This is a genomic window from Mesorhizobium silamurunense (assembly GCF_014843825.1).
Lineage (GTDB): Bacteria > Pseudomonadota > Alphaproteobacteria > Rhizobiales > Rhizobiaceae > Mesorhizobium > Mesorhizobium silamurunense.
This window is the reverse complement of sequence record NZ_JHQR01000295.1, coordinates 1-11,569: the sequence shown is the minus strand read 5'-3', so window position 1 is coordinate 11,569 and position 11,569 is coordinate 1. Positions and strand designations below refer to the sequence as shown.

Below are 11,569 nucleotides of genomic sequence, written 5' to 3'. Positions count from 1 at the left end.
GTGTTGATGGTGTTCTTGAGTTCGAGGATCTCGCCTTTCACATCGACGGTGATCTTCTTCGACAAATCGCCCGAAGCAACCGCCGTGGTCACCTCGGCGATGTTGCGCACCTGACCCGTGAGATTGGTGGCCATGGCGTTGACGTTGTCGGTAAGGTCCTTCCAGGTGCCGGCGACGCCCTTCACTCGGGCCTGTCCGCCAAGTTTTCCTTCCGTGCCGACTTCGCGAGCGACACGCGTCACCTCCGACGCAAAGGAGGCCAATTGCCCGACCATGGTGTTGACGATCTTGCCGATGCGCAGAAACTCCCCGCGCAGCGGGCGGCCATCGATTTCGACCATCATGGTTTGGGAAAGATCACCCTTGGCAACCGCACCGATGACGCGAGCCACCTCGGCCGTCGGTTGGACCATGTCTTCGATAAGGTCGTTGACTGACCGGACGCTGGATTCCCAGCTGCCGGTAGCGTTGCGGACATGGCCGCGCTCACCGATCCTGCCATCCTTGCCGACGACCCTGCTCAGGCGTTCGAACTCGCGTGTCACCTGATCGTTCAATTCGACGATCTGATTTAAGGTGTCGGCGATGTCTGAATCAATTCCCTCGTAGACGTTGTCGATGCGAACGGAGAAGTCGCCTCGTCGGAAAGCCTTTAGTGAATTGAGAATTTGTCGAGGGTCTAATTGCGCTCTTGATGCCTGCACACTCACAGTGCCACTCCCAGCCCAGCGGTTTTGTGAAAGAACTGATGCCTGATGAAATCCCCAGCCCCCTGCGGGCGACATCTACAATCCACCGCAAGGCTCAAAACGTGGAATTGACCAATTGGTTCCGAGCCAGCAATTGTGCAGATCAGATCCGCTACACGGACAAAATGTGTATAGACCCCAGACGGGATCGGGGCTGTGCTGACGAACAGAAGCCCGCCAATAGAACAGCGGCCTCTGTGGCAATGACAGCTTTATTGGCCAGCGAGAAAGATCGCCTCCCCTTCGTCCCGCTATCTACCGCCCATTGCAGCTGCGACACTCGCAATAAAGGCACAAACGATCAAGTCACAGCGCATCCCGCAGCGCAAGGTAGCACGAGGGCCGTCACTCCTTTCACGACCGACGGATTTGTGCGTAGGCCAACGCAAGAAACATGAGGCGGTCCGACCAAATGTCGGTGCCGGGAACCGGCGAATTGCCAATGGCGTTCGGGGTGATGGCAATTCGCGAAATCCTGACAACGATCGGCACCCTACATCGAGGCCTTACGCCTTTTTAATCCTCGCGGGTTTCACGGGCACCTGGCTTGCATTTGAACCTGAGACTCTCGACTGGCACGGCGTTGCGACGCTTGTCACTTGGGCCATGACGCTTCTCATTCAACGCGCTGAACATCGTGATACACAGGCCCTGCAGGCAAAGCTCGATGAGCTCATTCGAGCAACGGGGAATGCGCGAAACGATGTCGCGAACATCGACGACAAGGAGCCTGAGGAGATCGAACGTCAACGCTCCGCAGCGCGCGAGTAACCTGGGTGATCGCAAAAGGAGCAGCCGAGAGGTCGATCAAAAAGCGGGATCACCACATCGTGAACATTCGCTTGAAACGGAAGCTTTTGCCCTGGAAACTTCAGCAGACGCCAACGGTTGGGGAATCGGAAGCAGGTTGCCTCCCCCGCCGCGACCGGCATCGGTCTTCTTTCGCTCACAGCCCTTTCTCGACGGCCTTGCAACGAAGACATCAGAAGTTCAACCTGCCTCGGTCGGTGCCCCAACCGCTCTTGCCTTCGCAAAGTGCGTTGACGAAGTGTTCAAGTGGAAACGCGATCTGACAAAAAACGGCGCCAGCCGCCGAATGACGAAATATCAGAAGCGCCTAGCAAGCCCACGGATTCCACCAGAAAGCCTTTGGCGGTGCTGCCGTCATCAAGCTCTATATTGCCAATGCCCAGCGGCGGCGGGATGGCTGCCACAAAGTGGCCGAAAGCGTCGGCAGGTAGCCGCCAAACCTCTACCTCGATCGCAGTGCCGCCGTTCCCTACACGAACGAGTCCCGGCTTGGGCGTGGCTTGGCCCACGAGTTCATAGAGCTTGTATGAAGAGGCGGTCTTCATCGCCCGGCAGAACCGGGCACCAGCCTCCTTGAGCTGGCCATTGAGCGGCATTCCCGAGAGGTGAGCGCCGACCACCACTAATTCGATCGTGCCATCTTCGGCCGATGCGCCGGAAGGTTGCGCGCTCGGCTGCCGCCAGCCAGTTGCGCCGAGGGTGAGACCGCTCGCGGCATGGAGATCGCGCGCGACGGACGCCACAAGGCCGTCCAGTCCGGCGGCCGCAAGCAGCGTCACGCTCATCGGCAGGCTGTCATCGCGCGTGCCGGTCGGCACGGCGATGCCGCACATGTCGAGCAGATTGACGAAATTGGTGTAGGTACCCAGCCGGCTGTTGGTGGCGATCGGATCGGAGAGCACGGCATCGAGCGTATAGTGGGTCGGCGCGGTCGGCACGCAGAACAGGTCGACCGAGGCGATGACCTGGGCGAGCTTGGCCCGGTACGCCTGCAAGGCATAGAGGCCGCGGAAGGCATCGGCCGCCGATAGCTTCCTGGCGCCGCCGATGATCTTGCGCGTCACTGGATGCATGGCGGCTTCGTTGGCTTCCATGAAATCGCGGATCGCGGCATAGCGTTCGGCCACCCAGGCGCCCTCATAGAGGAGGTTGGCGGTGGCGTAGAAATCGCCGAACGGGATTTCGACCAGCCGGCAGCCGAGCCGCGACAGCATGGCAAGCGATGCCTCGAAGCCGGCCTGCATCGCTGCATCGCCGAAGAATTTCAGGTCGGCATTTGCCGGAATGCCGACGCTCAGCACCGGCGGGCGCGCGGCAAGCGGTTGGACGGCGACGCCGCGCGAATAGGGATCGGGATCGGCGGCGCCGCGCGCCGCCACTACGGAGAACACTGCATAGGCGTCATCGACGGTCAGCGCGAACACCGACACGCAGTCCAACGTGCGGCAGGCCGGCACCACGCCGGCCGTCGACAACGCACCAACGGTCGGCTTCAACCCGACGATGTTGTTGAGGCCGGCCGGGATGCGGCCGGAGCCGGCGGTGTCGGTGCCGAGCGCGAAGGAGACGATACCACGCGCCGTCGCCACCGCCGACCCCGAGGAGGAGCCGCCTGGCACCAGCTCCGCGTCGATGGCGTTGCGCGGAGTCGGCCAGGGCGTGCGCACGCCGACGAGGCCAGTGGCGAACTGGTCGAGATTGGTCTTGCCGACGACGAGTGCGCCGGCCGCCCTCAGCCGCGCCACCACGGTGGCGTCCTTGTCGGGCCAGTAGGTGTATTCGGCGCAGGCTGCCGTCGTCGGCATGCCGGCAACGTCGATGTTGTCCTTGACGGCGAAGGGAATGCCCCACAGTGGCTTTGCCACCAGGTCGAACGGGCCGAGCGCTTCGGCCGCGGCAAGCAGGTCCGCCCTGGCGGCGAGATGGATGAACATGCCCGGATCATCAGCTGTCTCGATGCGGGCATAAATCGTCGCGATCACATCGGCGACGCCGACGCCGTCCCGATAGGCCGCGTGCAGGCTTGCAATGTCGAAGTGGACATCACTCATTTCGTCTCCCCCAGAATGATCACCGGCAGATCCCACTGGATCAGCACGACGCAGCCGTCCTTCGTCCACACCGAATGCTCGGTCCCGACCGGATTGAGGATCACGCTGCCGGCAGGATAGTGGCCGTTCTCGTCGCTTTGGGTGCCTTCCAGCACGACGATGGTCTCCAGCCCGACATGGCGGTGGCGCGGCACGCCGGCGCCGGGCCAGTATTTCAGGATCGCGACCGACGGCTCGACCGGCCCGCCCTTCAGCAGCCAGTGCACGCTGATGCCGTCACGGAAATGCTCGAATGCCAGATCGCGCCAGCCGCTGTCGAGTAGGCCGGCAAAGGCAAGATTAGGCATTGGCAATTCCCTCGAGCACCTGGTCGGTCGTCGCCGTCCAGCCGATGATGGCGCCCTGCGCCCTGATCATGGCGATCGCCGCCGCCTTGAATTCGGGAAAGTAACTTTCCGTCGCGTCCTCGGCGAGCAGGCACTCATAGCCGCGATCGTTGGCCTCGCGCATCGTCGTCTGCACGCAGACTTCGGTGGTGACGCCGGCAAAGACCAGCTGCTCGGCGCCGAGCCTTTTCAGGTCGTCGCCGAAGGAGGTGGCGTAGAAGGCGCCCTTGCCCGGCTTCTCGATGACGATCTCGCCGGGCAGCGGCGCAAGTTCGTCGAGGATCGCCGTGCCCGGCTCGCCGGCGATCAGCACGCGGCCGATAGGCCCGGCATCGCCGATCCGGATCGACGGATTGCCGCGATTGCGCTTGGCCGGCGGCAGGTCGGAAAGGTCGGGCCGGTGGCACTCCATCGTGTGGATTACCGGCAGGCCGGCGGCGCGAAAGCCCTCGATCAATCTCTTCACCGTCGGCACGATCGCTGTCACACGGCCGACGTCGTTGCCGAGACTGGCACCGAAGCCGCCGGGCTCGGCGAAGTCTCGCTGCATGTCGATGACGACCAGCGCAATGGTGCGCGGCTTGAAGGCGAACGGAAATGGCTGCGCTTCGATTTCCGCCATCAGTGATGTCCCGCCATGTGCTCGCCGATGGTCTGGACACTGGCCTGCGCGATCGGCGTCTCGTAGACCAGCGCGCCATCCGACATGACGAAGATGCGGTCTGAAAGCTCGAGCAGTTCGTCGAGATCCTCCGACATCAGAAGCACGGCGGCACCCGCATTGCGCGCCTTCATGATGCGGGCGCGGATTTCGGCCACGGCCGAAAAGTCGAGGCCGAAGCACGGGTTGGAGACGATCAACAGATCGACTTCGCCGGTGAGCTCGCGGGCAAGCACGGCGCGCTGCACATTGCCGCCCGACAGCGAGGCGATTGGCGAGGCAAGCGATGCGGTCTTGACCTTGAACTGCTCGACCAGCCTGGCGCTGAATGCCTTGATGGCGCCGGCGCTGATCCAGCTTACCGGTTTGCCGTTGCTGTCGATGTCGAAGGTGCGGAAAGAAATGTTCTCGGCCACCGTCATCTTCGGCGCGCAGGCGTTTTTCAGCGGCTCTTCCGGGATGAGGCGGACATTGAGCGCCCGCGCCTCGGCGCGCGTCGCCGCATAGGCGCTGCCGCGCACCATGACTTCGCCGGCATCGCGGGGGCGCTGCCCGGCCAGCACTTCGAGGAATTCCTTCTGGCCGTTGCCGGAAATACCGGCGATGCCGACGATCTCGCCGGAGCGCACGCCGAGATCCTCGATCCGGATCGACTTCAGTCCGGTGCGGTCCGGCGCCTTCAGCGCCTTGACCTTGAGCACGATCTCGGCGTCCGGCCTGGGCTCGGCGCGGCTGTCGAGTGCCGCGATAGGCTGGTCGCCGATCATCATCGCCGCCATGGCCTTGCGGTCGAGGTCGACGACGCGGCCGGTGCCGGTCAGCCTGCCCTTGCGCAGCACGCTGACGTCGTCGGCGAATGCCGTCACCTCATGGAATTTGTGCGAGATCATCAGTACGGTGAGGTCGCCAGCCCTGGTCATGGCGCGCACAAGGCCCAGCACTTCCTGCGCCTCGCCGGGAGTGAGCACGGAGGTCGGCTCGTCCAGCACCAGGAAGGAGCGGCCGAGATAGAGCTGCTTGACGATCTCGAGCTTCTGCTTCTCGCCGGCCGCGAGCTCGGCGACCATGACGTCGAGCGGCAATTTGAACGGCATGCGATCCATGAACACGGCAAGGTCGCCGCGCTCCTTACGCCAGTCGATCACGCCGGGAACCTTCTCGCGCGAAATGACCAGGTTCTCGGCGCCGGTCAGCGACGGCACAAGCGTGAAATGCTGGTAGACCATGCCGAGGCCGAGCGCCGATGCGTCCCTGGGGCTGGCGATCGCCACCTCGCGGCCGTCGACCAGTATGTCGCCGGCGGTCGGGTGATAAAAACCCATCATGCATTTGACCAGCGTCGACTTGCCGGCGCCGTTCTCGCCGAGCAGTGCGTGAAAGGAGCCGGCCCGCACCTTGATGGAGACGTCGGCCAGCGCCGTGAAGGCGCCGAAACGCATGGTCATGCCGATGGTCTCGACGCCGACGGCCTTGTTGCCGGTGATCGCGCTCATCCTGGCTTCCTCACGGCAGTTGGGCGACGAAGGACGCCGAATTCGACACCGCGCCGAAGACGCCGCCCTGCATCTTGATCATCTTGATCGCGGCGAGATGATTGCCGTAGTCGGTCGCCCCGCAGCAATCCTCCAGCATCACGCATTCGAAGCCGCGGTCGTTGGCCTCGCGCATGGTCGTGTGCACGCAGACATCGGTGGTGATGCCGGTGAGCACAATGTTTTCGATGCCGCGCTGGTTGAGGATCAGTTCCAGGTCGGTGGCGCAGAACGAGCCCTTGCCCGGCTTGTCGATGATCGGCTCGCCTTCGGCCGGATAGAGGTCGGGAATGATGTCCCAGCCCGGCTCGCCGCGCACCAGGATGCGCCCGCAGGGGCCGGGGTCGCCAATGCCGGCATTGATGCGGCGCGAGCGCCAGCGCTTGTTGGCGGGCAGGTCGGCGAGGTCGGGCCGGTGGCCCTCGCGGGTGTGGATAATGGTGTAGCCTTTCGCGCGCATGGCCGACAGCACCGACTTGATCGGCTCGATCGGCGCGCGCACCAGCGACAGGTCATAGCCCATGTGGTCGACATAGCCGCCCGGCCCGCAGAAGTCGGTCTGCATGTCGATGATGATCAACGCCGTGTTGTCGGGGCGCAGTTCGCCGTTGTAGGGCCATGGATACGGGTCGGCGTCGATGTAGCGCTGGGTGATTTCAGCTCTGGCGTTCATGGCAAAAACTCCAGTCATTTGGTGATCGACAATTCGCCCGGCGCGCCGGCAAGCGAACGGGTCGGCGACGAAGTGGCGATCATGATGACGAGGGTGAGGATGTAAGGGGCGGCGTAGAAGAGGTAGTAGCCTTGCGTGACGCCGACCGACTGCAGCGCCGGTCCGAGCGCTCCTGCGCCGCCGAACAGAAGGGCAGCGGCAAAGCAGCCGAGCGGGTTCCAGCGCGCGAAAATGACCAGTGCCACCGCCATCAGCCCTTGGCCGGATGAGATGCGCTCGGTCCAACTGCCGGGATAGTAGAGTGACAGATAGGCGCCGCCGATGCCGGCCAGCGCGCCGCCGACGCCGGTGGCGAGAAGGCGCACCCTGTTCGGGTTGAGGCCCATGGCGCGCGCGGCGTCGGAACTGTCGCCGACGACGCGCACGATGAGGCCGGCGCGGGTGTTGCGGAAGGCCCACCACAGGACGAGCGAAAGTGCCGCCCCGATCAGGAACAACACGTTGACGTCGAGTGCCGCCTGCACCTGCGGAATGTCGGACCAGGCGCCGAAGGGAATGGCCGGAAGGTTGGGCGCCTTCGGCTTGATGAACGGCTTCCCGAAGAAGAAGGCGAGCCCCGAGCCAAACAGCATCAGCGCAATGCCGATGGCGATATCGTTGACTTTCGAGAATTTGCAGATCCAGCCATGGAAAAGACCGAAGCAAAGGCCGGCGGCGGCGGCGGCCAGTAGACCGGGCCACGGCGAGTTGGTCATGACCGCGACTGCATATGCGGTCATGGCGCCGAAGACGAGTGTGCCTTCGAGCCCCAGATTGATGCGGCCCGAGCGCTCGGTGATGGCCTCGCCGAGCGAAACGAAGATAAAGGGCGTCGACACACGGATGGCGCCGCCGAGGATGGCGAGCGGCACGCCCCAGAGGCCGATGTCGGTAGCGTCCATTAGGAGGCCCTCTGCCAAAGGTCGGGATTGAAGGCCTTGAAGCGACCGTAGAAAGTTTCGCTGAACAGGATGACGATGAACAGCATGCCTTGCAGCACCAGGACGGTGGCGTCGGGCAGGTCCATGCGGCGCTGGATCAGCCCGCCGGACGCGTCGATACCGCCAAGCAGGATGGCGACGGGGATGATGGCCAGCGGATTGTGGCGGGCGAGGAAGGCGATGAGGATGCCGGTGTAACCATAGCCGGCGGCGAGCGAGCCGTTGGCGCTGCCTTGCACGGCAGCGACTTCCAGCATGCCGGCAAGGCCGGCAAAGCCGCCGGCAAGCGCGGTAAAGCCGACGATCAGCGGTCCGACAGCCAATCCCTGCACCTGCGCTGCCCTGACATTGCCGCCGGCGATGCGGGCGGCAAAGCCCCAGCGGGTCTTTTCGATCAGCACCCAGGACAGCACACAGGCCACGACGCCGACGGCAAGCCCCCAATGCACCTCCATGCCCGGAATGTTGCCGACGCGGTAGATGTCGGCCAGCGGCTGAGTCGAGGGCTTGTTGAGCGAGGCCGGGTCGCGCAGCGGCCCTTCCACCAACTGGTTCATCAGGGCAATGGCGATGTAGGCCATCAGCAGGCTGGAGATGGTTTCGTTGACGGCCCGGTAGTGGCGGAGCGCGCCGACGGCACCTATCCAGATGCCGCCGGCGGCCATGCCCGCCACGCCCATGGCAAGAATGACGATGAAGGATGGGGCGCCGGCCAGCGCCACGCCGATGGCCGCGGCGGCGACGCCGCCGAGAACGATGGCGCCCTCGCCGCCGATGACGACGAGGCCGAGCCGCGCCGGCAGAGCCACGCAGAGCGCCGCCAGCAAGAGCGGTGCTCCCCGCGACAGCGAGTTCTGGATTGAGAACCACGAGCCGAAGCCGCCGCGCCACATCGTTTCATAGAGCTGGACCGGCGACTTGCCGACGAGCGCAATGAACAGGCTGAACAGGACCATGCCGACGACCAGCGCCGCGAACGGAATAACGAAGGCTTCCGCCCGCCTGGCGATCCATTCGAGCGCCGCCCGATATCCCCCAGCGCCGAGAATGGCCCGCACGTCCGCGCTGCTCACCGTGTCCGTCATCGTTCCGTCTCCCCTCGGCCCGCTCAGGCCGTCGAGCCGACGACACCCTCGACGAGATAGTCCATGCTTTCGAGCTCGATGGCGGTCTCGACAAAGGCCTGGCCTTGGGTAGCGACGACGACGCCCTTGTTGCTCTTCAACGGACCCTTGATGACTGAGAAGCCGCCCTTCATCATTTCGGCCAGCGTCCCGTCGAACTGCTTGCGCGCCGCTTCGCCGACGGCGGGGCCGAGCGGGCTCATCTTGACGAAGCCATCGGCAAGACCGCCGCGGGTGAAATTGGGCAGCGGCGTGCCGGCGACGAGGTTGTCGACGAACATCTTGTAGACCTTGGCCCAGTTCCACTCCGCGCCGGTCAGGTACTTTTCCGGCGCCAGCGGGCTCTGGTTGGCGTGATAGCCGCAGACGAAGGCACCACGGCCGGCCGCCGTCTCGACCACCACTTTCGGGCTGTCGACATGACAGGTGATGACGTCGGCGCCCTGGTCGACCAGGGCGTTGGTGGCTTCCGCCTCCTTGACCGCCAGCGACCACTCGCCGGTGAAGATGACCTGGCAGGTGATCGTCGGGTCGACTGAGCGTGCGCCGAGCAGAAACGAGTTGATGTTGAGCAGGACCTGCGGGATCGGTTTGGCGGCGACGAATCCGAGCTTCTTGCTCTTCGAGGTGTGGCCGGCGACGACGCCGTTGAGATACTGGCCCATGCCGATATAGCCGAAATAGGAACCGGCATTCATCGGGTGCTTGTCCTTGCTCCACATGCCGCCGCAATGGCGGAACTGGACGTCTGGGAACTTCGCGCACATGGCCAGCATGTGCGGATCGAAATAGCCGAAGGAGGTCGGGAAGATCAGCGAGGCGCCATCGAGGTTGATCATCGATTCCATTGTCTTCTGAACGTCGACCGTCTCCGGAACGTTTTCCTCCTCGACGATGGAGATGCCTTCGATGCCCTTCAGCGACGCCGCCCCTTCGGCATGCGCCTGGTTGTACCCGTAGTCGTCCTTCGGGCCGACATAGATGAAGCCGACGGTGGCAGCGGCGGCGAAGGCACGACTGATCGGAAAGGATGCCGAGACCAGGCCGAGTACGGCTCCCGCGGCGGAGGTCTTGAGCAGCTGGCGGCGGTTAAGCATGAATCTGTCGGTCATAGTGAATGCTCCCCTTTTAGGACCCTTTTCCGGGTCGGTTAACATGCCGTCAAGAAAGTGCATGCAATCACTGTGCCAGTTTCCGGATTGAAATTTATCCAATGAAATCAGTGATCATATCGAGGGTTCGTGCTCATACCAGAGGCAATTGCATGCACTTTTTGCCTTGAAAATAGCCAGTTTGACAGGCAGATTAAAATAGAGGCATAGAGAACGTGTCGAGTCGAAGCCAACGAGTCGGCCGACTCCACGAGAAGACCGGACGGAGGAAACTTGTCGGGGAAGCGCAGCTTGATCAGGTCGGGGACGACTGTGGATCAGATGGTCAGGGCGATCGGCGACCGGATCGTCACCGGCTACCTGCGCCCCGGCGAAAAACTGGACGAGGCCTCACTCGCCGCCCGCTTCGACGTATCACGCACCCCGGTCAGGGAGGCGCTCGGCCAGCTCAGCGCCATGGGCCTGGTCGAAAGGCGGCCCAACAGGGGCGCTATCGTCGCCGTCGTGACGCAGGATCACCTCGCCTCGATGTTCGAGAGCATGGCCGAACTGGAAGCGATCTGCGCGCGCTTCTCGGCCGAGCGCATGACCAGCAGCGAGCGTCGCGCGCTCGAGATCGAGCATCAGGCTTCGTCGCGGATGGTGCGGCTGGGCGCCGAGGAGGACTACGAGTATTTCAACACCGAGTTCCATAGCCGGCTTTATCGTGGCGCCCACAATACGCATATCCACGATCTCACCGTGATGACCCGCAGCCGGTTGGCACCCTTCCGCCGCGCGCAGTTCATGCTGCCCGGACGGCTGGCCAAATCCTGGCAGGAACACGACCTAATCGTCACCGCAATCATGCGCGGAGACAGCGTGGCTGCGGGCAAGGCCGCCAGGGACCATGTCTCTATCGTCAGCGAGGCGAGCGCGGTTTTCGCGGCTGATGATCGCCAGCCAATTCGGCGGGACGTGGCCTGAAAATTTCCGGACAGCCCGAATCTCCGCAGACGATGTCTGCTTCCAGGCAGTGCAAAGTTTCGCTCCAATGACCGTGATGAGGCGCATTGCTGCCATTCGCAATGCGGCCAATGCTCCGTCTTCGGAGCGATTTGGGTTTTGGGGGCGAGAGCGGCACGCCCTGAGCTGAACTGTGAGCATGGGCGTCGGCCGGGTGCACACCTGACAAGGTCCCCACAAGCCACCCCCCGCCCCCGCCACCAACAAACCCAGGCGGGGCCGGTGCCCGAGGCAACCTACAATGGCGCATTGCTTGTGAGTTCCTACCCGCCTAGGTGTGGCCTTAAGTCGCAAACTATTGGCTTCAGAAGCAGGGCCTCGGACTTCATTGACGCTGCGACCAACACCATATGCTGGTCTATAGCCCTCTAAAACGAGAGAAGCTTGCCTCGGCGGGGTCGCACTGCGGCCGTCGGCCGACAAAGGCTATGAACTAGGAACCTGAAAACCATCATGCCTGAAAATATCAGATCAACTTCGAGAGAC

11 protein-coding genes are annotated in these 11,569 nt (G+C 63.5%); 2 read left to right on the top strand and 9 right to left on the bottom strand.

Features of this window, described 5'->3' with window-relative positions; genetic code table 11:
• Nucleotides 1–704 (bottom strand): HAMP domain-containing protein (locus DH10_RS29840; RefSeq protein ID WP_192385648.1); only part of this gene is annotated, 704 nt, incomplete at its 3' end.
• A gap of 651 nt (nt 705–1,355) precedes the next feature.
• On the opposite strand from DH10_RS29840, the gene DH10_RS38020 reads away from it, so the two are divergent.
• Nucleotides 1,356–1,520: a low affinity iron permease family protein gene (locus tag DH10_RS38020; RefSeq protein WP_343221639.1), complete on the top strand. Its 165-nt coding sequence runs from the start codon at nt 1,356–1,358 to the stop codon at nt 1,518–1,520.
• A 281-nt stretch (nt 1,521–1,801) separates the two neighbouring features.
• On the opposite strand, the gene atzF is transcribed toward DH10_RS38020, so the two are convergent.
• From atzF to DH10_RS29795, 8 genes are read right to left on the bottom strand one after another with little or no spacing between them, the layout of a single operon-like run.
• A complete protein-coding gene (gene atzF, locus DH10_RS29830; RefSeq protein ID WP_192385647.1) occupies nt 1,802–3,610 on the bottom strand; it encodes an allophanate hydrolase in 1,809 nt (602 codons plus the stop codon).
• Nucleotides 3,607–3,957, bottom strand: a complete 351-nt coding sequence (locus DH10_RS29825; protein ID WP_192257712.1) for a cupin domain-containing protein — start codon at nt 3,955–3,957, stop codon at nt 3,607–3,609. Before DH10_RS29825 ends, atzF begins: the two co-directional genes overlap by 4 nt.
• On the bottom strand, nt 3,950–4,618 hold the full coding sequence (locus tag DH10_RS29820; protein ID WP_192385646.1) for a cysteine hydrolase family protein: 669 nt from the start codon (nt 4,616–4,618) through the stop codon (nt 3,950–3,952). Before DH10_RS29820 ends, DH10_RS29825 begins: the two co-directional genes overlap by 8 nt.
• Nucleotides 4,618–6,150: an ABC transporter ATP-binding protein gene (locus DH10_RS29815; RefSeq protein WP_192385645.1), complete on the bottom strand. Its 1,533-nt coding sequence runs from the start codon at nt 6,148–6,150 to the stop codon at nt 4,618–4,620. Before DH10_RS29815 ends, DH10_RS29820 begins: the two co-directional genes overlap by 1 nt.
• A 10-nt stretch (nt 6,151–6,160) precedes the next feature.
• Nucleotides 6,161–6,862, bottom strand: a complete 702-nt coding sequence (gene biuH / locus DH10_RS29810) for a biuret amidohydrolase (RefSeq protein WP_192257706.1) — start codon at nt 6,860–6,862, stop codon at nt 6,161–6,163.
• Nucleotides 6,863–6,876: 14 nt separating this feature from the next.
• Nucleotides 6,877–7,803 (bottom strand): ABC transporter permease, encoded by a 927-nt coding sequence (locus DH10_RS29805; protein WP_192257705.1) that lies wholly within the window; start codon nt 7,801–7,803, stop codon nt 6,877–6,879.
• The gene (locus DH10_RS29800; protein WP_192257703.1) at nt 7,803–8,927 is read right to left on the bottom strand and encodes an ABC transporter permease; all 1,125 of its coding nucleotides are present in this window, start codon (nt 8,925–8,927) and stop codon (nt 7,803–7,805) included. Before DH10_RS29800 ends, DH10_RS29805 begins: the two co-directional genes overlap by 1 nt.
• Before the next feature lie 23 nt (nt 8,928–8,950).
• Complete coding sequence (locus DH10_RS29795) at nt 8,951–10,078, bottom strand: BMP family ABC transporter substrate-binding protein (protein ID WP_192385644.1); 1,128 nt, start codon at nt 10,076–10,078, stop codon at nt 8,951–8,953.
• Nucleotides 10,079–10,399: 321 nt separating this feature from the next.
• Between DH10_RS29795 and DH10_RS29790 the strand changes: the two genes are divergently transcribed.
• Nucleotides 10,400–11,044 carry a GntR family transcriptional regulator gene (locus DH10_RS29790; RefSeq protein ID WP_246506701.1) on the top strand — a complete coding sequence of 215 codons (645 nt, stop codon included), beginning with the start codon at nt 10,400–10,402 and terminating at the stop codon, nt 11,042–11,044.
• Nucleotides 11,045–11,569: the final 525 nt, after the last annotated feature.

Coding starts and splice junctions, on each gene's coding strand:
- DH10_RS29800 (WP_192257703.1), bottom strand. CDS start 8,927: ATGACGGACACGGTGAGCAGCGCGGACGTGCGGGCCATTCTCGGCGCT.
- biuH (WP_192257706.1), bottom strand. CDS start 6,862: ATGAACGCCAGAGCTGAAATCACCCAGCGCTACATCGACGCCGACCCG.
- DH10_RS29805 (WP_192257705.1), bottom strand. CDS start 7,803: ATGGACGCTACCGACATCGGCCTCTGGGGCGTGCCGCTCGCCATCCTC.
- DH10_RS29825 (WP_192257712.1), bottom strand. CDS start 3,957: ATGCCTAATCTTGCCTTTGCCGGCCTACTCGACAGCGGCTGGCGCGAT.
- DH10_RS29790 (WP_246506701.1), top strand. CDS start 10,400: ATGGTCAGGGCGATCGGCGACCGGATCGTCACCGGCTACCTGCGCCCC.
- DH10_RS29815 (WP_192385645.1), bottom strand. CDS start 6,150: ATGAGCGCGATCACCGGCAACAAGGCCGTCGGCGTCGAGACCATCGGC.
- atzF (WP_192385647.1), bottom strand. CDS start 3,610: ATGAGTGATGTCCACTTCGACATTGCAAGCCTGCACGCGGCCTATCGG.
- DH10_RS29820 (WP_192385646.1), bottom strand. CDS start 4,618: ATGGCGGAAATCGAAGCGCAGCCATTTCCGTTCGCCTTCAAGCCGCGC.
- DH10_RS29795 (WP_192385644.1), bottom strand. CDS start 10,078: ATGACCGACAGATTCATGCTTAACCGCCGCCAGCTGCTCAAGACCTCC.
- DH10_RS38020 (WP_343221639.1), top strand. CDS start 1,356: ATGACGCTTCTCATTCAACGCGCTGAACATCGTGATACACAGGCCCTG.